We start from the raw sequence: 20,957 nt of genomic DNA on the forward strand, positions 1-20,957 counted from the left end.
TAAGAGTGAAAGGAGTATGATATGTTATAAGAATATTCAGTTTATTATAAGGGGGATTATATGGGAAAAACGGCTTTATCATGGAGTGGGGGGAAGGACGCTTGCTTGGCATTAGACTACTTATTGGCTAATGGAATAAGTGTTGAAGTATTGATTACAACAAAACAACCATCTGAAAAAAGGACATACGGTCATGGAGAAAAAACAAATCTGTTAGTAAAACAAAGTGAATCATTAGGTATACCCATTCATTTTATTGATACAGACATAAATAATTATACAGATAGATTTGTAGAAGAATTAAAGCAACTGAAGTTAAAATATGATTTAGAGGTTATTGCATTTGGGGACATTTATTTTACGCCCCATAAAGATTGGGGAGAGAAGCTTGCTTCAACAGTCGGGTTACAGGCTATTTATCCATTATGGAGAAAAAAAGAAGAAGTAGATGCACTTCTAAAATCGTTTATTCAGCGTGGTTATAGAGCTAAAGTGATAAGAGTCCGTCCGGATTGTTTATCTGATAGTTGGCTAGGCAGAGAGATTGATGATGAGTTTTTTCAGAAGATTAAGTTAGAAGAAGTCTGTCCGATGGGAGAAGCAGGAGAATATCATAGCTTTGTTTATGATGGACCGATTTTTTCTAAAGCGGTTTCACTCCTTACTAAGGAAACTGTGTTATGGGAAGGATCTAAGAAGGTTGATTACCATTTAAGTCATGATGGGGAGGTAGAAGTATGAAAATAGGTGTGGCTGGGGCAGGAGCAGTTGGAAGTTTGTTTGGGGCATTACTTGCAAATGCTCATCATGAAGTGACCTTTCTTGCCAGAGGTAAGCATTTAACTAGGTTGCAAGAGAGGGGCATAAAAGTAGTTACTGAGCAATATCCTATCCTTAACTTAAATAATGAGCAAACGATTTTCACTAATGACATACATGCGTTAGCTTCAGTAGACATCCTTCTATTTTGTGTGAAGTCTACTGATACGAAAAAGTTAGCTGATAGCCTAAAGGGTGTTATTAAAGATGAGACAATGATCGTAACGATGCAAAATGGGGTGGATAATGAAGAAATATTGGCACGTAGTCTAACGAATAATAAAATTTTTTCTTGTGCGACTTATGTGCAAGCAAGTATAACTGAACCAGGCTGTGTGAAAGAATCGGGGTCACATCAATTATTAATAGGTGCATTACAAAAAGAAGATAGCAATCAAGCGAGAAAAATGGTTGATTTATTTCAAAGAGCAGGAATAAGTGCAAAATTCACAGAAGAAATTCTTAACCATAAGTGGAAAAAGCTTCTTTGGAATATTACCTTTAATCCGTTGTCGGCTATAACAAAAGCAACAATTGGCGAAATATTAGAGAGTGTGGAATTAAGTGCTTTGGCGAAAAACGTGGCAGCAGAAGCCGTTTCTGTGGCAGCAAGACAAGGTTATCCATTTGATAAAGAAAAAGTGATTCAGTCTATTTTTAAAAAAGCCGCCTATGCCAAAGATCATCAGACATCTATGCTACAAGACCGGTTAAATGGTAAGGCAATGGAATACGAATCGATGTGTGGGTATGTTCTTAAACTTGCCCATGAAACAAAAATAGAAGTGCCAACGATTATGTCTTTATATAGTATATTGAAATTTTGGGACGAAAAAGAAAAAAGAAAGGACTACGGATATGTTGAAATCTTATAAACATGAAGGTGTGATTTGCGCCGAAGGGAATTTATTGAAGAATAGTAAAATTTCAAGAAAAATATTTTCTTTTATTATCGACGGTTTGGTGATTGATACTGGGCCGTATTCGATGTCATCTGCCTTCACTCAATTTTATCAATCCTATTTTGTTGATCAGGTCGTTTTAACACATAGCCATGAAGATCATTCTGGCAATGCCTCGTGGTTTGCCAAGCAACAAATTCCTATTTTTTGTCATCGGTTAGGGATAGAGATTTGTTCTGAAGAGGCGCCATACCCCTTATATAGGCAAAAAACATGGGGAGCAAGAAAAGCGTTTCCTGCTTATCCATTATCGCAAAAAGTTTCGTCAAGACAGCTTGATTGGGAGGTAATAGAGACACCTGGTCATGCGGATGACCATGTGGCCCTATTTTGCCTCAATAAAGGGATAATGTTTACAGGTGATTTATATGTTCAGCCTCATACAAAGATTGCGATGGATACAGAATCCATTCCGGAAATAATGCAATCAATAAAAAAATTGTTAACTTATGACTTTGAGGCAATGTTTTGTTCTCATTCAGGGTATTTTCCTCATGGTAAAGAACAATTGCAAGCGAAATTGAATTATTTAGAGGATCTCAGTGGCGAAATCATGCAATTGTATCTTGAAGGAAAAAGTGTTTTAGAGATTCAGCAATTACTTTTTCCAAAGCACTATCAAATGATCGCGTTATCAAATGGTGAATGGGATACGCTTCATATTGTTACTTCTATCATTAATGGCAATCAAGAAAAATTCAAAAAATCATCGGTTTAGTCTTGGCAAGAGAAAAAATCTCTGATATTATAATGAATATTAAAAACATACTGACTAGTCAGATAATATTTTATGTTTTTATTACTCCATGACACATTTCCATTCAACTACTAAGAACTTTGCAAAATTACTGCGTGGTTTGGCTGTAGACACTTCTTTGTTTTTAGTTCCGTTACCTCTGCCAAACGTTTTTATCAAAAAATGAAAGCGTTTCCTAACTATTACGTTCAATGAAATTTAACACCATTGTTCTAAGCCGGTTGTAAAGTGAATAGATTCATAATGTCATTTATAGGTGGCTACTCTATGCTTCGCTACAGGCAAGAGTCAAACAAAATGATCATGTTGTTATTGATAATGTGAAAAAACTAACCGGTTAGTATGTAAAGAAGTTCTAACATACTAACTAGTTAGTATAAATAAATAGATAGAGGTGAAAAGAATGGATTTACGGTTAACAGAAGAACAAAAAATGGTACAACAAACCATTAGAAAGTTTGTGGAGAAAGAATTAATTCCGCTAGAAAATGAAGTGTTAAAGAATGAACGAGAAGGAAAGCCAAGCCTTTCTAAAGAAGTGCAGAAGAAACTACAGTTAAAAGCAAAGGAAGCAGGTTTTTGGGGAATTAACACACCTGAGGAATACGGTGGAGCTGATTTGGGACAAATGATGCAAGCCATTGTTTGTATTGAAGTAGCTAAAACGTTTGTGCCATTTAGTTTTGGTGGATCTGCTGACAACATTCTTTATTATGCTAATGAAGAACAAAAACAAAATTATTTAATTCCGACGATAAATGGTGAGAAAAAATCTTGTTTCGCTATGACTGAACCTGGAGCAGGATCTGATACGCAAAATATTCGCATGACAGCAGTGAAAGATGGAGATGAGTGGGTTCTAAATGGTGAGAAAACTTTCATTACTGGTGGTAATGAAGCAGATTTCGTAATGGTCATCGCGATAACGGATAAGGAGCTACATAAGAAAACAAAGGGTAGAGATGGTGTCACTTGTTTTATCGCTGACCGTGAAATGGGCTGGAAATCAGAATTTATCCATACGATGGGTGAATGGGGACCAGCTGGACTTGTATTTGATAATGTACGAGTGCCAGAGAAGAATATACTAGGTGAATTGCATGGTGGTTATAAACTTGGCCTTGAATGGATTGGATTTGCTCGTTGGATAGTAGGAGCAAGAGCAGTTGGAGCAGCAGAGAGACTATTGCAAATGGCCTTAGATTATGCAAAAGAACGAGAAACTTTTGGCAAACCAATTGCTGAGAGACAGGCAATTCAATGGCAAATTGCCGATTCAGCCGTTGAAATTGAGGCAGCTAAGTGGCTAGCTTTAAATGCTGCATTTACTTTGGATCAAGGGGAAGATAATCGACACTATGCATCAATGGCAAAACTTTATGGGTCTAATATGGGGAACAGAGTCGTGGACCGCGTATTACAAATTCATGGTGGCATGGGGTATACAAGAGAGCTTCCGATTGAGAGATGGTACCGCGAGGCAAGACTTTGGAGAATATATGATGGCACAGATGAAATCCAACGTATGATTATCTCAAGAAACTTACTGAAGGGACATGTGAAAATCGGACAACAAATATAAAGGAATGATACAGGGGGCATATGAAAATGACAAGATTCACAGGGAAAACTGCATTTATTACTGGTGGAAGCCGAGGAATTGGTAAAGGCGTCGCTGAGCTTTTCGCACAAGAGGGGGCAAATATTGCTATTATTGATATCAATGAGGAGGCATTAGCAGAAACAGCCGCAGAATTCAAGGAAAAGGGCTATCATATCTTCGTGAAAAAAGCGAATGTTGTGGAAGCAGGCGAAGTAGAAACAGCAATGGAGGAAGTTGTGCAACAGTTTGGTACACTTGATATTTTAGTTAATAACGCTGGTATCATCCGCGATAATTTACTGTTTAAAATGACGGACGATGATTGGCAATTAGTGATGGATGTACATCTGAAGGGTTCGTTTAATGCATCGCGTGCCGCACAAAAATATATGGTCAAGCAAAACTATGGCAGAATCATTAGTATTTCTTCTACTTCTGCTCTCGGTAATAGAGGTCAGGCTAACTATGCAACAGCAAAAGCTGGTTTACAAGGGTTAACAAAAACATTAGCCATTGAACTTGGACGTTATGGTATCACAGCAAATAGTGTTGCACCTGGTTTCATTGAAACAGAGATGACAAAGGCTACAGCAGAAAGAGTAGGGGTACCTTTTGCAGACTTTGTAAATGGAGCGATTGCGGCTATACCGGTTGCGAGAAGCGGAAAACCTGCGGATATCGCAAATGCAGTTGCTTTTTTTGCAGATGAGAAATCATCATTTGTGAACGGTCAAGTAATCTATGTTGCGGGCGGTCCAAAAAATTAAAATAGGAGTTGATACACAGGATGTACACGGATGTGATCGGCAAAGTATCAGATAAGGTGAAGAATACTGTTGAACGAGGGTTAGTCAAACGGTTCGCGCAATCGATTGGCGACCCCCATCCCATTTTTATTGACGAAGAATATGGAAAGAGAAGTAAGTATGGCACAAATATTGCGCCACCTACTTTTCCACGTGTGTTTGAATCGGGCACAATTGAAGAGTTACAGCTTCCTAAAAAAGGTTTGATTCATGGTGAGCAAAGGTTTCATTATGAAAGACCTCTCCTAGTTGGAGAAGATGTTTATGTTTGGACCGAAGTAAAGGATTATTATGAAAAGAAAGGGAGCAATGGTTTAATGGGTTTTCTTTCCGTAGTGAAGTATGGGGAAGATAAGGATGGGAAGCTCATTTTTAAAGAAGAAGCCATTACCATCATTACAGAAGCTGTGAGAAAGGCGATGAGTGTATGAGTAATATCTTGACATTAGAAAAAGGAAAAACATTGTCAGAAACCTTAGCGCCTGTATCGAGAATGGACTTAATAAAGTATTCAGGTGCATCTGGAGATTTTAACCCCATTCATACAGTTGATGAGGAAGCAAAGAAAACGGGACTTCCTGGAATTATCGCTCATGGCATGTGGACAATGGGTAATTTGGCCAAATTATTCACACCATATTATGAAGAAGGGTTTATAAAGGATTATCGCATTCGTTTTTCAGGTATGGTCTTCATTGATGATGTGATTACACTGGTTGCTACAGTGACTGCTGAAGAGGAGCAGGAAATTGCATTTGAGGTGAAAGCAGTCAATCAAGCAGGGAAGGCAGTTTTAAAAGGTGATGTCACGTTTGTTAAAACAAATGGATAAGAGGAGGTGCGGGTAATGAATTTTGAATATTCGGACAAAGTAAAGCGTTTACAAGCAAAAATTAGTGATTTCATGGATCAATATGTTTTTCCAAATGAGAAAACCTATATGGAGCAAATAAGTAAGGAAAATCGATTTAGTACCCATCCAACCATTATGGAGGAACTAAAAGCAAAAGCAAAAGCAGAAGGATTATGGAATTTATTTTTACCGGATAGCGAAGATGGTGCAGGTTTAAGCAATATCGAATACGCTCCATTATGTGAGTTAATGGGGAGGTCATCTATAGGACCTGAAGTATTTAACTGTGCAGCACCAGATACAGGTAATATGGAAGTATTAGTACGCTACGGAACGGATGAACATAAGGAAAAGTGGCTAAAGCCATTACTAAACGGTGAAATACGCTCTTGTTTTTCCATGACTGAACCGAATGTGGCCTCATCTGATGCGACCAATATCGAATCCAGCATTATTCGTGATGGAGATGAGTATGTCATTAATGGAACAAAGTGGTGGTCATCAGGGGCAGGTGATCCTAGATGTAAAATTGCCATTGTCATGGGTAAAAACGATCCAAACGCCGAAAAACATAAACAACAATCGATGATATTAGTCCCACTTGATACACCAGGTGTAAAAATCAAACGCACATTAAATGTGTTTGGTTACGATCATGCTCCTCATGGTCATGCAGAAATTGAATATAACAATGTAAGAGTCCCTGCTAGTAATATGCTACTAGGTGAAGGGAGAGGCTTTGAAATTGCACAAGGCAGATTAGGACCAGGGCGCATTCATCATTGCATGAGAACGATTGGGGCAGCGGAAAGAGCATTATCCATTCTTTGTGAGCGTGTCCAAGAGCGCATTGCCTTTGGCAAAACATTAGCAGAACAAGGTGTTATTCAAGAATGGATTGCTGAAGCTAGAATGAATATAGAACAATCTCGTTTACTTACATTGAAAGCTGCTTATATGATGGACACTGTTGGAAATAAAGCTGCCAAAACAGAGATTGCCATGATTAAGGTAGTCGCACCAAATGTGGCACTTCAAGTTATTGATCACGCCATTCAAGCACTAGGTGCAAAAGGAGTAAGTCAAGATACACCGCTTGCTGCAAGTTGGGCGAATATTCGAACATTACGATTAGCAGACGGTCCAGATGAAGTCCATAAAAGAGCGATTGCAAGACAAGAGTTAAAAAAATATAAAAAAGTAGCACAGGGGGTCCAATAATGCATGTAAAAGAACTGTTCGATCTATCTGGAAAAACAGCTATTGTCACTGGGGGCGGAAGAGGATTAGGTGAACAAATTGCTGAAGGGTTTGCAGAAGCTGGAGCAAACATCGTGTTATGTTCCAGGAAAAAAGAGAATTGTGATGAAGTGGCCGATCGTTTAAAGGAACTTGGTATTGAAGTACTGACTTTTAAATGTGATATTACTAATCCAGAAGAAGTGCAAACAGTCGTCGATGAAACGATTCAGCGTTTTGGAAAGATTGATATTCTTGTCAATAATAGTGGGGCAACATGGGGGGCACCAGTAGAAGAAATGCCTCTAGAAGCCTTTCAAAAAGTAGTCAATGTAAATGTTGTAGGAACATTTCTAATGTCACAAGCTGTTGGTAAAGCAATGCTGGTTGAAAAACAAGGGAAAATCATTAATATAGCTTCTGTTGCTGGACTTAAGGGGTCAAATCCAGAGTTAATGGACGCAATTGGATATAACTCAAGTAAGGGTGGTGTTATTTCTTTTACAAAAGATTTGGCTGTGAAATGGGGACCAAGAGGCATTCATGTCAATGCGATTGCACCTGGGTTTTTCCCAACAAAAATGTCCAAGGTTCTTATTGAAAGAAATAGCGATCGCTTCTTACAGAGGACACCACTTAGGAAATTTGGTTCCGACTCTGATTTAAAAGGAGTGGCTCTATTTTTAGCCAGTGGTGCGTCCGATTTCATTACTGGTGAAACAATTGCGGTAGATGGTGGAACAACGGCGATGTAAAGAGAAAGGGATGGGTGAAATGGGTAATAGAGAAGCAGTAATCGTTTCAGCTGTACGCACAGCGATTGGTAGGCAGGGAGGTGCTCTTGCCTCCGTTCCAGCTCACGTATTTGGTGGCGAAGTTATAAAGGCAGCAGTAGAGCGGGCGCAAGTGAATGTGGGAGAGATTGATGATGTGATTTTTGGTAATGTGCTAAGTGGTGGGGGAAATATTGCTAGATTATCAAGTCTTCAATCAGGTCTTTCTCTTAATCTACCTGGCTTAACAATAGACCGCCAATGCGGATCAGGTATGAATGCTGTTGCACTTGCTGCAGCAATGATTAAAGCCGGTGAGGGAGATGTCTATATTGCAGGTGGAGTAGAAAGTATGTCGAGGGCACCTTACTTGATGGATCGGGCTGATCAACCGTATAGTCCAAGACCCCCTCAATTTAGAAAATCACGACTTTCACCTGATGAAGTTGGAGATCCTCCTATGGGGATAACAGCAGAAAATTTAGTAGAAAAATATGATATTTCTCGTCAAGAGCAAGATGAATATGCCAATCGTAGTCAAGCAAGAATGGCTAAGGCGATGGCAGAAGGCCGTTTTAATGAACAAATTGTTCCGATAAAGATTCCTATTAGAAAAGGTGAGCCGATTACTTTTAATGAGGATGAACACCCAAGACCACAAACGAATATAGAGGGGTTAGCTAAACTTAAGCCTGCATTTAAGCAAGCTGGCAGTGTGACAGCCGGTAACAGTTCAGGCTTAAATGATGCGGCTTCGGCGCTTGTTATCATGTCAAGAGAAAAAGCGAATTCACTCGGTTTACGTCCATTAGCCGTCATAAAAGAATCAACTGTCGCTGGTGTTGACCCTAATATTATGGGAATAGGTCCTGTACCTGCTGTTAGAAAACTATTAAAGAAAACTGGAAAAACACTTGAAGATATCGATTTAATTGAATTGAATGAAGCATTCGCCGCACAAGTCATTGCTTGTGACAGGGAGTTATCATTCAATCCTGAAAAGTTGAATGTGAATGGCGGAGCGATTGCTCATGGTCATCCATTAGGCGCAACAGGTGCCATACTTGTTACGAAAGCAGTGTATGAATTGCAACGGTCACTGAGCCAGACGGCTTTAATTACCGCTTGTATTGGTGGAGGTCAAGGGATTGCCCTTCTCATTGAAAGAGAACTAGTCTAAGAATAGGCATAGACATAGTCAGGAGGGCTTTTAGTGAAAAATCAAATTTTAAAGAAAAGCATCGATTTGTTTGATGATAAAGGCTTTAAGGAAACGACCATTCAAGATATTGTCGATCAACTCGATGTGACGAAAGGTACTTTTTATTATTATTTCAACAGTAAGCAGGAAGTATTAAGGGATATCCATTTAGAATACATCGAAGGTTTATTACAAGAACAAGAGGAAATCTTACAAAATCAAACATTAAGTAATAAAGAAAAGCTCTACGAAAACATTTATTTAACATTAAGTAAGATTGACACCCAGGGAAAAGAAGCACGAATTGTGCACCGGGAGTTAAGGCATTTACATGAAGATCATGTCAAACAAATTAAATTAAAGAGAAAAGAATATCGATTAAATTTTGAAAAAATTATTGATGAAGGTAAAAAGACAAGAGAGTTTAGTAATCATATTCGAACGGATATTCTTGCATTCGGGTTTTTAGGAATGACGAATTATAGCTATTATTGGTTTCGCACAGATGGTGAACTAACGGATAAGGAATTAGCACGATTTTATACCGAAATTATTTTAAAAGGTATTGAAGAAGTGCCTGTTAAAGAGGGGATTTGATGATGCATAAAAAACATCAAATAGAGGTGTATGTACGGTTTAGTGAAACCGATGCTGTTGGCCATGTCAATAATACAAGTTATTTTCTTTATTTTGAAGAGGCAAGAACGAAATTATTTTATGAGATTTTACCTAATAGAAATAAACAAAGTAGTATGATTTTGGCTTCTATTCATTGTGATTATGTTGCCCCAGCTTTCGCAGGTGAGGAACTAGTTGTGACTACTGAGGTTAGCAATATTGGCCGTAAAAGCTTTGAATTACAGCATTTATTGACAAAGAAGATGGATGGGAAATTGGTGGCTAAAGCAAGTTGTGTCACTGTGTGTTATAACTTCATAGATGATCATTCTATTTTGATTCCAGAACATTTAAGGGATAACTTAAAAAAATATCAGCCTCTCGCATTACTAAGTAAAACAGAGGAGGGTGTTCATGACTTCTGATACAATTCCCATTCGAGAAGGTGAAGGGCTTGATGTTCATCGCTTAGAACAATATTTAAAAGCAAATATAGAAGAAATACCTAACAAACCATTAGAAATCTCCCAATTTAGTGCAGGTAAATCAAATCTAACCTATCAATTAAAAGCTGGCAACTGGGAAGCTGTGTTAAGAAGACCGCCTATGGGACCAGTAGCACCTAAAGCGCATGATATGGAAAGAGAATATAAAGTACTACAGGAAATCCACCCTTTTTTCAATCAAGCACCGAAGCCTTTTATTTACAGTGATAAAGAACTTTTAGGTGCACCATTCTTTATTATGGAAAGAAAAAAAGGGGTGGTGATAGACGATTCCCTCACTATTCCTGATGGTGACAGTACTTATGATGTAGGTCAAAGAATATCACAATTGATGGTAAACACTCTTGTGCAATTACACGCTATCAATTATCAGAAGACCAAACTAAAAGAGATGACGAGACCAGCTGGGTTCATGCAAAGGCAAGTAGATGGCTGGATAAGCCGATATCATCGTAGTAAAACAGATGAAATTAATGGGATTGATGAACTTACAAATTGGTTAGAGTCACATCTCCCACATTCCGAAAAAACAACGATTATCCATTATGATTTTAAGCTAAATAACAGTATGTTCAATCAACAGTTAACAAGATTAATCGGTGTCTTTGATTGGGAAATGTCAACTGTTGGTGACCCGTTAGCAGATTTAGGTGTTGCCTTAAGCTACTGGCATGAAAAAAATGATTCCGATCTATTGAAGAGAGGTCTAGGAGAAGAGTCGGTGACGACAAAGCCAGGCTTCTTCACAAGAGAAGAGTTTATTCAAGCATATGCGCTAAAAAGTGGGACAGATGTCAGTCAAATTCATTATTATTTAACATTTGCTTACTTCAAACTCGCCGTTATATGTCAGCAAATTTATTATCGTTGGAAGCGCGGACAAACAAAAGACGAGCGCTTTTCTAATCTAAACTTATATGTAAATAACTTAATACAACATGCTGTAAAGACATCTAGAAGAAAATTGTGAGGTTATTGATATGGTGAAACTTCATGTAGTCATGAAAAAAGAAGAAATCGATAAAGAGAAATTAAATGGGCAGAAGGTGGTAGTTGTATTTGATATTTTGATGGCCACATCAGTTATAACAACTGCGATTCAACACGGGGCAAAGGCGGTCATACCAGTAGCGAATCAAGAGGATGCATTATATGAAGCAAGCATTCGTGAAAAAGGAACATATGTGTTAGTTGGAGAATATAACGGGCTAACGATAGACGGATTTGAATCACCCCATCCAGAAAGATTATCTAAAACTGTTGAAGGTAAGGATATCATCTTAACAACCACCAATGGAACAGTGGCCATCAAACATGCTCTTAATGCAAAGAAAGTGTATATAGCATCCCTCTTAAATGCCAAACATTCTGCTAAGGCAGTTTGTAGCGAACATCTTGATGAGACGGTAGTACTTGTTTGTTCGGGATCTTCTGGTGTATTTAATGTCGAGGACTTTTATGGAGTCGGTTATTATATTGATTGTTTAATAACTAGCAGTCATAAGGCTTGGGAAATGTCAGATACAGCACTGTGTGCCCATCAATTTTATTTGGGTGCAAAAGAAAAAGGAACAGAATTATTAATGGCTTCACGTGTAGGTAAAATGATTGCAAATCACGGTATGAAGACGGAAGTAGCATTCGTAGCTCAAAAAGATATTTTTGCCGTTTCCCCTATTGTAACGGATGAAGGCGTAATCGGCGTTTAATAAAAAAATGAGGTGAAGATATGACATCGAAAACAATGAGTCATTTACTAATGAAAATTGAGAATGGTGTAATGGAATTAACATTAAATCGTCCTGAGGCATTAAATTCATTTAGCCCTGAGCTAATTCAAGGGTTAAAATCAGCACTACAACAAGCCAAAGCGGATAAAGATATTCGTGTTATTGTATTGAAGGGAGCGGGAAGAGCTTTCAGTTCTGGTGGAGATGTAAAAAGGATGGGTTCAAGATCGCCTATAGCTACTTATGAACATATTGGGAATTTGAATGAGCTTATTCTTTTAATACAATCTGTAGAGAAACCAATCATTGCAGCCGTACATGGATATGCGGCAGGAGCAGGGTTTAATCTAGCACTAGCATGTGATTTAATCTTAGCAGAAGAAGAAACTAAATTTATTTTAAGCTTTTCTAAAGTAGGCTTAATTTCGGATGGCGGCGGCTCTTATTTTCTACCTCGACTAGTTGGATTACAACGTGCGAAGGAACTATTATTTAGCGCAGAGCCATTAACAGTTGAAAAAGCATACGAATTTGGCATCGTTAACCATATTTACAAAAAAGGTCACTTTGAAGATGATGTAAAACAATATGCGGAAAAATTAAGTGCTGGGCCAAATATTGCGTATGGATTTATTAAAAAACTTACTAACGAATCTTATCAGTTATCATTAAAACAAGTATTAGAACAGGAAAGGATTACACAAGGTACGATGGTAACAACAGAGGACCATCATGAAGGAATTACTGCTTTTAAAGAAAAAAGACAACCTGACTTCAAACGTTCTTAAATTAAATATGACACCTCTATGAGCTATTCTAAAAAGTTAAGGAGGAGATTAAATTAATGCAAACAAGACATTTTGATCACTGGCCAAAGCTTCCAAAAAAACTGATTGTTCCAGAAACTTCAGTTTACCAAAACTTGGAATTCTCAGCACTTCAATATCCTTCGCGAGAGGCTATCCATTATTATGGAAATGAAATAAGCTTTAAGCAATTATTAGACGAAGTGAAGAGTGTTTCTAGTTATCTTCAAACGGAATTACAGGTAAAAAAAGGAGATAAAGTCCTGCTCTTTATGCAGAATTCTCCACAGTTTGTCATTAGCTTCTATAGCATTATGAGAATTGGCGCAGTCGTCGTTCCGATTAACCCAATGCTTGTTACGAGTGAGTTAGCTTTTTATATTAATGATTGTCAAATTGAAACAGCAGTTATCGGTCAAGAATTACAACCTATTGTAAAACCACTTATTGAACAGACTTCTTTGAAACACCTACTTATTGCCTCCTATTCAGATTATATTGACCCACAAGATAACATAGATAGACCAGATGTAGTTGCAGAACCACGAAAAGAATGGACAGAAGAGCAAGATCATTTCCGGTGGGATGACGCTATAAAGATGAGAGAAATCGTTCCTTATTATACGAGCAAACAGGATGATTTAATCGTCCTTCCTTACACTTCAGGAACAACCGGTGTACCAAAAGGCTGTATGCATACGAATTATTCTGTTCAAGCCAATACCGTTGGTGGTGCTTTATGGGGGAGGATTTCAAGTAGCAATGTCATTTTATCTTCTTTGCCATTTTTCCATGTGACCGGAATGGTGCAAAGTATGCATGTACCCATTTATGCTGGAAGTACCATGGTCATTATGACTAGATGGAATAAAGATACGGCATTACAACTTATTGAGAGAAAGCAGTGTAGTAATTGGACAGCTATAAGTACGATGTTAATTGATTTTATTTCTAATCCAAAATTAACAGCTGATCGTATAGCTTCACTTATTGGCATTTCCGGTGGTGGCGCTACTTTGCCGGAAGCAGTTGGTCAGAAATTAGAGAAATTAACTGGATTAACTTTTTTAGAAGGGTATGGCTTGACCGAAACAATTGCACAAACCCATTCAAATCCAACAGATCATCCGAAAATGCAATGTTTAGGCATTCCCTTCTTCGATGTGGATGCTAGAATCATAGATCCTATTACAAATGAAGAATTGGGTATCGATGAGGTTGGTGAAATCATCATTCATGGTCATCAAGTAATGAAAGGTTACTATAATCGTCCGGAAGAAAATGAAAGCGCTTTTATTACTATAGAAGGAAAACAATTTTTTAGAACAGGTGATTTAGGAAAAGTAGATGAAGAGGGTTATTTCTTTATTGTTGATCGTGTTAAAAGAATGATTAATTCTTCAGGTTATAAAATTTGGCCGACAGAGGTGGAGTCGATTCTATATCGTCACTCTGCGATTCAACAGGCTTGTGTCGTGGGGATTCCTGATCCGAGACGAGGAGAAGCAGCAAAAGCCTTCGTGATATTAAATGAAGACAGTAAAGGAAAGACATCTGCTGAAGAGATTATTCAATGGGCTAAAGAGCATATGGCTGCCTATAAAGTTCCGAAAGTGGTTGAGTTTAGAGAGTCTTTCCCAATGACATCTAGCGGGAAAATATTATGGCGTAAACTGAAAGAAGAAGAAGAATCGAAATTGAATCAACAAAAAGTCTAATCTTCTACTGACGTGAAAAAGGGGGAAAATGATGGAACTTTTAATGCAACAATTGTTTAATGGATTAACAATTGGGAGTGTCTATGCCCTAGTAGCTTTAGGGCTCACTTTAGTATACGGCATTCTCCATATTCCAAATTTCGCTCACGGTGCTCTGTACATGGTAGGTGGATATATCACTTTAATTATGATGACTGAAGCAGGTTTACACTATATTCTCGCAATGGTTGTTTCCATTTGTGTAGTCGGACTATTAAGTGTCTTAATGGAGAGACTTGTGTTCTATCCTTTAAGACACTCTCCTCCTATTCAAGATAAAGTGGCTGCCATCGGTATTTTACTTTTTCTTGAAGCATTAGCACAGTTTATATGGGGAGCGGACTATCGCCAAATGTCAACACCTTTTGGGCAGGTGGTGGAAGTGTTTGGTCTCACACTGACATTGCAAAGAATACTCATTGTATTCGCAGCAATTGCGGTAATGATTTTGCTTTACTGGTTCTTAAAGAAAACATTTACGGGTAGGACAATCATTGCAATGGCCCAAAATAGAGAAGGGGCGCAATTAGTAGGTATCAACACACATAAAGTAGCGATCCTCACTTTTTTTATTGCTGGTGCTCTGGCGGCAATTGGTGCTTCACTTACGTCACCAATTAACCTCGTCTTTCCTGGAATGGGACATCTGGTAATCCTAAAAGCTTTTGTCATTATCATCATCGGTGGAATGGGCAGTATTCCAGGAGCCATATTGGGTGGATATATCCTAGGGTTCACGGAAAGTTTAGGAGCAACCTACCTTTCTGCAGATTATAAAGACATCATCGCTTTTGTATTATTAATTCTCATTCTATCAATCAAGCCTCAAGGAATTTTCTCTAAAGGAGGCGTATAGAATGAACGTTCTAACAAACAAGAAGGTAATTATACCTTTGCTCATCGTTCTCGGAATCGTTTTCCCTTTCGTTATTCCGAATCTTTATTATCTTCATATTATGACTTTGGCTTTTATTTGGACCATCGCAGTTTATGGCTTGAATTTACTTGCGGGTTATACAGGTTACTTATCTTTAGCTCATGGTGGTTTCTTTGCAATTGGGGCGTATGTTATCGGCATCCTTACTGTTAAACTTGAGATGGGTTTTTGGTTAAGCTTTTTGTTAGCCCCATTGGTAACGATGTTCATCGGGTTAATCATCGGGCTGTTTGCCTTAAGAACGAAAGAACACTTTTTTGCTATATATACCCTTTGTGTAGGCTATATTATTTACCTAGTGATTGATAAGTGGGAAGGTCTAACTGGTGGCGTAAGAGGACTAATTGGTATCCCTTTGCCAGAGGCAATCGGTCCAATTACTTTTCAATCACCAACAGCTCAATATTATTTAGCGTTTTTCATTTTTCTCCTCGTTGTGGCTGTCATTTATCGTATCGTGCATTCACTAACTGGGAGAACATTTATCGCTATTCGTAATAGTGAAGATTTAGCGTTATCACTTGGTATTTCAACTAAACGGAATAAACTTCTTGCCTTTGTACTTTCCACTTTTTTTGCTGGTTTGGCAGGAGCGATGTATGCAGGTTTTATCCGTTTCATCGGTCCAGAAATAGCTTATACAACGATCACATTTGATTTGCTTACTTATATGATTGTTGGTGGAATTGGTACATTTGCTGGTCCGATTGTAGGGACATTTCTTATCGTGATCATCTCGCAAAATCTACAATTCTTACAAGATTATCGGATGCTCATATTTGGTCCATTATTGACATTACTCATCATCTTTTCTCCTAGAGGAATTGTTGGGTTTATTCAAATGCAGTTGTATCAAAGAAAACGGAAAAAACAGGAATCTCTTGCTTACAAAAACAGGGAGGAGGAGACAAATGCTGGAGGTTAAAGGCTTAACGAAGCGTTTTGGTGGAAATGTAGCAGTGAAGTCAGTGGATTATTCCGTCCAACAAGGGAAGATCAACGCCATCATTGGCCCTAATGGTGCGGGGAAAAGTACATTCTTTAACTTGATTACAGGTGTGCACGAACCGACCGAAGGAACGATTATCTATAAAAATGAGGAGATTACTAGACAACCAGCGAATGTGATAGCAAAGCTAGGTGTGGCAAGGACATTTCAAAGTACACACTTATTTGAAATGTCGACGGTGAAAGACAATGCAATCGTTGGCCATCGCTTGCGAACGAAATCTAATCTGTTTGATAGTATCTTTCGGACGAAAAGGCTAAAAGAAGAAGAACAACAATGTATCGCCAAAGCAGAGGAATCTTTAGATTTCGTTGGCTTATCACATGTAAGTGATCAACTAGTAACAAATATTTCTCAAGAAGAGAAGAAACGTGTTGCTTTCGCATTAGCACTTGCTACTGATCCTGAGATCGTTTTTCTCGATGAACCAACAGCTGGGGTCAATCCTGATGAAACAGATGAAATGGCAAAATTAATCCAAAAAATGGCGGATAAAGGTTTAACGATTTGTCTTATTGAGCATAAGATGCCGATGATTATGCGGTTGGCGCATCATATTATGGTTTTAAACTATGGAGAAAAGATTGCGGAAGGAACACCAGCAGAGATCCAAAAAAATGAAGAGGTCATCAAAGCCTATTTAGGAGGGACGGTGAGTGCTTAAATTAGATGGAGTTTCTGCTAAATATGGAAAATATTTAAGTATTAAAGATATTGATATTGATGTTGTGGAAGGCGAGATTGTTGTTTTACTAGGGGCGAATGGAGCAGGGAAAAGCACGACTTTCAAAACAATTAGTGGTCTATTAAAAGCAACTTCAGGCAAGATACTTTTTAATGATGTACCTATTCATCAAACGGCACCTGAAAAGATTGTACAAATGGGGATTGTCCAATGTGCCGAGGACCGTAAATTGTTTCCTTATATGAACGTAGAACAAAATCTAATGATGGGAGGTTATATTCATCGTAAGCGTAAAGCGCAATTGAAACAATCATTAAATGATGTGTTCGAGCTTTTTCCGATTCTTTACGAAAAAAGAAATGAAGCAGCAGGTTTACTAAGTGGTGGACAACAGCAAATGCTTGCAATCGGCAGAGCTTATATGGCTAAACCGAAGTTAATGTTACTTGATGAACCTTCCATTGGGCTAGCACCACTTATTGTTGAGCAAATGTTTGAAAGCATTAAAAATATTAATCAAGAAGGAACAACCATTCTTTTAGCAGAACAAAATGCATTTGCAGCGTTAAGTATTGCGAAGAAAGGTTATGTGTTTGAAAATGGGCAGATTGCATTGCAAGGGACTGCGGATGAGCTTTTATCAAACCAAGAGGTAAGAAAGGCTTATATTGGTGCATAAGTAATAATTATTAAGGGGGAGAGTTTTATGAAAAAGCGGAAATGGTTAAGTGTTTTAGTCGTATTCACTATCTTTTTTCTTTCAGCTTGTGCACAATCAAGTGGTGGCAATGGTGAGAAAGTCGTCAATATTGGTTATAGTGGTCCATTGAGTGGTGCTGCTGCTTATTATGGTGAAAACACATTAAATGGTTTGAAGATGGCAGTAGAGGACATTAATAAAGAAGGTTTTGAAGTAAATGGTGATAAATACAAACTGAATGTTGTTGCCTTGGATGATAAATATCTACCTAATGAAACAGCATCAAATGGAAAACGCTTAGTTCAAGAAAACCAAACACCAATTATATTCTCGCCACATAGCGGTGGCATCTCAGCGTTACAAGTATTTAACGAAGTGGATAATTTCATCGTATCAGCCTATTCGAGTGAACCAGATATTGTTGAGCGTGGGAATACATTAACTGTTAGAATACCGCCGAGCTATGAAGGATATATTGAGCCATTCTCCGATTATGCGATGGATAATTTCGGAAAAAAATTAGCTGCTATTCCGCCTGTTACGCAATATGGAAAAGATTGGGCTGAAGCGATTATTCCATACTGGGAAAGTGCAGGAGGAGAAGTAGTTCATAAAGCTTCAGTTGATTACTCGAAAGATACAGACTTTTTTACTCTTTTAACGAATGCATTAAAAGAAGAGCCAGATGTCCTCTTCATTGGTGGACCTTCAGAACCTACTGCTAAAATTGTATCGCAGGCAAGACAGCTTGGATATGACGGAGGTTTTATCGTGATGGACCAAGCGAAATTGGATGAAATGAAAAATGTGACAGGTTCATATGATGTATTAGAAGGAGCGATAGGTGTTGTTCCGCTTATATATACAGAATATTCTGGAACAAAGGAGTTTATTGATAAGTATCGTGAAAAGCATGACAAGGACCCAGGTTCTGAAGCAGGCTATCACTATTTAGCAATGTATGTATTTGTAGAGGCAATGAAAGCAGCGGGATCTGTTGATGATGCTAAGCTTATACGGGAACACATTGAAGATGGATTAACTAATTTACCAGATGATAAAAAAGTATATGATTTGAAACATATTGAAGAAAATGGGGCAATCGAAAACTTTATCAGAATGGGTGTAATTAAAGATGGTGAGTTTGAAGAAGTAGATGTAGAGTAAAAAGAGGGCGTCTGTGAGTGAAGAAGGTTCACAGACGTCCTATCTTTTGTTTTACCTTAATTGATAAGGGTATAGAGAAGTAGAACGTATAAAATGGAGGGATAAAATGGGTAATCGAAGTATTCTATTAGTCGAAAGACCAACCGGAATGCCAAATGATAAAAATTTTGAATTAGTAGAGAGTGAAGAACTTCCTCGTTTAAATGAAGGGGAGGTATTAATACAAACCATTTACCTTTCTGTTGATCCATATATGAGAGGCAGGATGAGTGGGCGAAAATCATATATTGAGCCTTTTGCATTAAATGAAGTGTTATCCGGTGGAATTGTAGGTCAAGTAATTGAATCAAAGGATGGTAATTTTAAAGTGGGTGACTATGTGGAAGGGCGTCTTGGCTGGTCTGATTATAATGTAGCTAAAAGTCATCAAGTACGTAAATTAAATCCTTCTATAGCTCCTATATCAACAGCATTAGGTATTGTGGGAATGCCAGGATTAACAGCTTATTTTGGCTTACTAGATATAGGTGAGCCTAAAGAGGGAGAGACGGTTGTGGTCTCTGGAGCAGCAGGTGCCGTTGGTTCAACGGTTGGGCAAATAGCTAAATTAAAAGGCTGTAAAGTGATAGGAATCGCTGGAACGGAAGAAAAATGCCAATATTTAAAAGAAGACCTACATTTTGATGAAGTCATCAACTATAAAACTGATAATATAAAGGATAAGGTTAAACAATATACACCCGATGGCGTCGATATTTACTTTGATAATGTAGGTGGAGATATTTCCGATGAAGTAATAAAAAGAATTAATTACAAAGCAAGGATTATTCTTTGTGGACAAATCTCCTCCTATAATGCGACAGAAATAGAGCATGGGCCGAGAATACAAGGGTTATTAGTACAAAAAAGCGCATTAATGAAGGGTTTCATTGTTGGTGATTATGCAAATAATCACGAAGAAGGCTTGAAGCAACTTGGAGAATGGGTTAATTCAGGAAAGCTTCAATATCGTGAAAATATCGTGGAAGGTTTAGAAAATGCTCCTCATGCTTTTATTGGCTTATTTAAGGGAGATAATTTAGGTAAACAACTGGTTAAAGTGAGTGATGATTAACATGAACGAACTATAAGAGCATGGATATTGGAGAAGAACAAATAACGTGTTTGGCATAATTTGTTCTTTTCCTTATTATTGTGAATGTTTGATCCTGCTACTAGCTCTGTAATAGAACAATAAGGGACAATTAGATACATATATTGGAGGAATGTTATGCAACTATTTGAGCAAAACCATAGCAACTACTCCTTTGAGATATTTTCTACTTCACACCTTGTAATGGTAGTACTCTTTTTAATAGGATCCTTCTTCTTATATTTCCAGAGAAAAAGGTTAGCCGGACATAAAACGATGTTAAGAGTAATATTCTTATTGCTCTTGCTCTTTTTAGAAGGAAGTTATCACTATTGGTTATGGATAGGTGGAAAGTGGGATGTCTCTTTTGCTTTGCCTCTTCACTTATGCTCGATTAGTGTGCTACTTTGTTTGCTATTACTTATTTTTCAAAAACGTTTGCTCTTTCAATTAACTTATTATATTGGTATTGCGGGAGCGACTATGGCTATCTTAACGCCAGAATTGTTTTTCGGATACCCACATTTTCGTTATTTTCAATTTTTCTTTATCCATATGATCATCGTATGGACAGCTCTACTTTATATATTTAGCTTCAAGTACTCTCCATCAAGTAAAGGGGTTGTAGCTGCGTTTATTTCTCTTAATATATTTGCGATTATAGCGGCTGTTATTAACTATGTTACGGATGGAAATTATATGTTTCTTTCTCGAAAACCAGCGACGAGTTCTGTGCTCGACTTTTTTGGCCCATATCCTTATTACATTTTTGTTCTTGAGGCTGTAGCAGTATTGTTATTTGTACTTATGTATCTTCCTTTTAAGGATAGGAGGAAAGACCCTTTAGAGAAAAGAAAAACAATTAGTTGATTAAATCGGCCCATTTTTTTCATAGGT

General features: G+C 37.8%; 23 protein-coding genes. All 23 read left to right on the forward strand.

What is annotated here, in order from left to right:
- Positions 1-60 precede the first annotated feature (60 nt).
- Positions 61-741 (forward strand): diphthine--ammonia ligase, encoded by a 681-nt coding sequence (locus MHI57_RS02090; protein ID WP_340974684.1) that lies wholly within the window; start codon positions 61-63, stop codon positions 739-741.
- Positions 738-1,694: a ketopantoate reductase family protein gene (locus MHI57_RS02095; RefSeq protein WP_095373438.1), complete on the forward strand. Its 957-nt coding sequence runs from the start codon at positions 738-740 to the stop codon at positions 1,692-1,694. The genes MHI57_RS02090 and MHI57_RS02095 overlap by 4 nt, the downstream gene beginning before the upstream one ends.
- 34 nt (positions 1,695-1,728) lie before the next feature.
- Positions 1,729-2,499 (forward strand): MBL fold metallo-hydrolase, encoded by a 771-nt coding sequence (locus MHI57_RS02100; RefSeq protein ID WP_340974688.1) that lies wholly within the window; start codon positions 1,729-1,731, stop codon positions 2,497-2,499.
- A 442-nt stretch (positions 2,500-2,941) separates the two neighbouring features.
- On the forward strand, positions 2,942-4,120 hold the full coding sequence (locus tag MHI57_RS02105) for an acyl-CoA dehydrogenase family protein (protein WP_095373436.1): 1,179 nt from the start codon (positions 2,942-2,944) through the stop codon (positions 4,118-4,120).
- Between the two features lie 26 nt (positions 4,121-4,146).
- The gene (gene fabG, locus MHI57_RS02110; protein WP_095373435.1) at positions 4,147-4,908 is read left to right on the forward strand and encodes a 3-oxoacyl-ACP reductase FabG; all 762 of its coding nucleotides are present in this window, start codon (positions 4,147-4,149) and stop codon (positions 4,906-4,908) included.
- 20 nt (positions 4,909-4,928) lie between these two features.
- Positions 4,929-5,378 (forward strand): MaoC family dehydratase N-terminal domain-containing protein, encoded by a 450-nt coding sequence (locus tag MHI57_RS02115; RefSeq protein ID WP_095373434.1) that lies wholly within the window; start codon positions 4,929-4,931, stop codon positions 5,376-5,378.
- A complete protein-coding gene (locus MHI57_RS02120) occupies positions 5,375-5,779 on the forward strand; it encodes a MaoC/PaaZ C-terminal domain-containing protein (protein ID WP_307314219.1) in 405 nt (134 codons plus the stop codon). The genes MHI57_RS02115 and MHI57_RS02120 overlap by 4 nt, the downstream gene beginning before the upstream one ends.
- A 15-nt stretch (positions 5,780-5,794) precedes the next feature.
- Entirely contained in the window at positions 5,795-7,021 is a 1,227-nt protein-coding gene (locus MHI57_RS02125; protein WP_095373432.1) for an acyl-CoA dehydrogenase, read from the forward strand.
- Positions 7,021-7,794, forward strand: coding sequence for an SDR family oxidoreductase (locus MHI57_RS02130; RefSeq protein WP_322909266.1), 774 nt, complete (start codon positions 7,021-7,023; stop codon positions 7,792-7,794). Before MHI57_RS02125 ends, MHI57_RS02130 begins: the two co-directional genes overlap by 1 nt.
- Before the next feature lie 19 nt (positions 7,795-7,813).
- Positions 7,814-8,992, forward strand: a complete 1,179-nt coding sequence (locus MHI57_RS02135) for a thiolase family protein (protein ID WP_224936304.1) — start codon at positions 7,814-7,816, stop codon at positions 8,990-8,992.
- Positions 8,993-9,025: 33 nt separating this feature from the next.
- Complete coding sequence (locus MHI57_RS02140; RefSeq protein ID WP_095373429.1) at positions 9,026-9,610, forward strand: TetR/AcrR family transcriptional regulator; 585 nt, start codon at positions 9,026-9,028, stop codon at positions 9,608-9,610.
- Positions 9,611-9,612: 2 nt separating this feature from the next.
- Positions 9,613-10,056, forward strand: coding sequence for an acyl-CoA thioesterase (locus MHI57_RS02145; protein ID WP_095373697.1), 444 nt, complete (start codon positions 9,613-9,615; stop codon positions 10,054-10,056).
- Complete coding sequence (locus MHI57_RS02150; protein ID WP_322909267.1) at positions 10,046-11,107, forward strand: phosphotransferase family protein; 1,062 nt, start codon at positions 10,046-10,048, stop codon at positions 11,105-11,107. Before MHI57_RS02145 ends, MHI57_RS02150 begins: the two co-directional genes overlap by 11 nt.
- 10 nt (positions 11,108-11,117) lie before the next feature.
- A complete protein-coding gene (locus MHI57_RS02155; RefSeq protein WP_095373427.1) occupies positions 11,118-11,846 on the forward strand; it encodes a 2-phosphosulfolactate phosphatase in 729 nt (242 codons plus the stop codon).
- A gap of 20 nt (positions 11,847-11,866) precedes the next feature.
- A complete protein-coding gene (locus MHI57_RS02160; protein ID WP_095373426.1) occupies positions 11,867-12,655 on the forward strand; it encodes an enoyl-CoA hydratase/isomerase family protein in 789 nt (262 codons plus the stop codon).
- Positions 12,656-12,711: 56 nt separating this feature from the next.
- On the forward strand, positions 12,712-14,391 hold the full coding sequence (locus MHI57_RS02165) for a long-chain-fatty-acid--CoA ligase (RefSeq protein ID WP_224936310.1): 1,680 nt from the start codon (positions 12,712-12,714) through the stop codon (positions 14,389-14,391).
- A 31-nt stretch (positions 14,392-14,422) separates the two neighbouring features.
- Complete coding sequence (locus tag MHI57_RS02170) at positions 14,423-15,286, forward strand: branched-chain amino acid ABC transporter permease (RefSeq protein ID WP_095373424.1); 864 nt, start codon at positions 14,423-14,425, stop codon at positions 15,284-15,286.
- 1 nt (position 15,287) lies between these two features.
- Positions 15,288-16,292, forward strand: a complete 1,005-nt coding sequence (locus MHI57_RS02175) for a branched-chain amino acid ABC transporter permease (protein WP_095373423.1) — start codon at positions 15,288-15,290, stop codon at positions 16,290-16,292.
- Entirely contained in the window at positions 16,279-17,040 is a 762-nt protein-coding gene (locus tag MHI57_RS02180; protein ID WP_340974701.1) for an ABC transporter ATP-binding protein, read from the forward strand. The genes MHI57_RS02175 and MHI57_RS02180 overlap by 14 nt, the downstream gene beginning before the upstream one ends.
- Positions 17,033-17,740 (forward strand): ABC transporter ATP-binding protein, encoded by a 708-nt coding sequence (locus MHI57_RS02185; RefSeq protein WP_307314199.1) that lies wholly within the window; start codon positions 17,033-17,035, stop codon positions 17,738-17,740. The genes MHI57_RS02180 and MHI57_RS02185 overlap by 8 nt, the downstream gene beginning before the upstream one ends.
- A gap of 27 nt (positions 17,741-17,767) precedes the next feature.
- Entirely contained in the window at positions 17,768-18,928 is a 1,161-nt protein-coding gene (locus MHI57_RS02190) for an ABC transporter substrate-binding protein (RefSeq protein WP_307314196.1), read from the forward strand.
- Positions 18,929-19,034: 106 nt separating this feature from the next.
- On the forward strand, positions 19,035-20,042 hold the full coding sequence (locus MHI57_RS02195; protein ID WP_095373419.1) for an NADP-dependent oxidoreductase: 1,008 nt from the start codon (positions 19,035-19,037) through the stop codon (positions 20,040-20,042).
- Between the two features lie 156 nt (positions 20,043-20,198).
- Positions 20,199-20,930 carry a YwaF family protein gene (locus tag MHI57_RS02200; RefSeq protein ID WP_340974704.1) on the forward strand — a complete coding sequence of 244 codons (732 nt, stop codon included), beginning with the start codon at positions 20,199-20,201 and terminating at the stop codon, positions 20,928-20,930.
- Positions 20,931-20,957: the final 27 nt, after the last annotated feature.

The sequence above is a fragment of the Cytobacillus sp. FSL K6-0129 genome, assembly GCF_038007625.1.
Lineage (GTDB): Bacteria > Bacillota > Bacilli > Bacillales > Cytobacillaceae > Cytobacillus > Cytobacillus kochii.

Coding starts and splice junctions, on each gene's coding strand:
- MHI57_RS02090 (WP_340974684.1), top strand. CDS start 61: ATGGGAAAAACGGCTTTATCATGGAGTGGGGGGAAGGACGCTTGCTTG.
- MHI57_RS02095 (WP_095373438.1), top strand. CDS start 738: ATGAAAATAGGTGTGGCTGGGGCAGGAGCAGTTGGAAGTTTGTTTGGG.
- MHI57_RS02105 (WP_095373436.1), top strand. CDS start 2,942: ATGGATTTACGGTTAACAGAAGAACAAAAAATGGTACAACAAACCATT.
- fabG (WP_095373435.1), top strand. CDS start 4,147: ATGACAAGATTCACAGGGAAAACTGCATTTATTACTGGTGGAAGCCGA.
- MHI57_RS02115 (WP_095373434.1), top strand. CDS start 4,929: ATGTACACGGATGTGATCGGCAAAGTATCAGATAAGGTGAAGAATACT.
- MHI57_RS02120 (WP_307314219.1), top strand. CDS start 5,375: ATGAGTAATATCTTGACATTAGAAAAAGGAAAAACATTGTCAGAAACC.
- MHI57_RS02125 (WP_095373432.1), top strand. CDS start 5,795: ATGAATTTTGAATATTCGGACAAAGTAAAGCGTTTACAAGCAAAAATT.
- MHI57_RS02130 (WP_322909266.1), top strand. CDS start 7,021: ATGCATGTAAAAGAACTGTTCGATCTATCTGGAAAAACAGCTATTGTC.
- MHI57_RS02135 (WP_224936304.1), top strand. CDS start 7,814: ATGGGTAATAGAGAAGCAGTAATCGTTTCAGCTGTACGCACAGCGATT.
- MHI57_RS02145 (WP_095373697.1), top strand. CDS start 9,613: ATGCATAAAAAACATCAAATAGAGGTGTATGTACGGTTTAGTGAAACC.
- MHI57_RS02150 (WP_322909267.1), top strand. CDS start 10,046: ATGACTTCTGATACAATTCCCATTCGAGAAGGTGAAGGGCTTGATGTT.
- MHI57_RS02155 (WP_095373427.1), top strand. CDS start 11,118: ATGGTGAAACTTCATGTAGTCATGAAAAAAGAAGAAATCGATAAAGAG.
- MHI57_RS02160 (WP_095373426.1), top strand. CDS start 11,867: ATGACATCGAAAACAATGAGTCATTTACTAATGAAAATTGAGAATGGT.
- MHI57_RS02165 (WP_224936310.1), top strand. CDS start 12,712: ATGCAAACAAGACATTTTGATCACTGGCCAAAGCTTCCAAAAAAACTG.
- MHI57_RS02170 (WP_095373424.1), top strand. CDS start 14,423: ATGGAACTTTTAATGCAACAATTGTTTAATGGATTAACAATTGGGAGT.
- MHI57_RS02175 (WP_095373423.1), top strand. CDS start 15,288: ATGAACGTTCTAACAAACAAGAAGGTAATTATACCTTTGCTCATCGTT.
- MHI57_RS02180 (WP_340974701.1), top strand. CDS start 16,279: ATGCTGGAGGTTAAAGGCTTAACGAAGCGTTTTGGTGGAAATGTAGCA.
- MHI57_RS02190 (WP_307314196.1), top strand. CDS start 17,768: ATGAAAAAGCGGAAATGGTTAAGTGTTTTAGTCGTATTCACTATCTTT.
- MHI57_RS02195 (WP_095373419.1), top strand. CDS start 19,035: ATGGGTAATCGAAGTATTCTATTAGTCGAAAGACCAACCGGAATGCCA.
- MHI57_RS02200 (WP_340974704.1), top strand. CDS start 20,199: ATGCAACTATTTGAGCAAAACCATAGCAACTACTCCTTTGAGATATTT.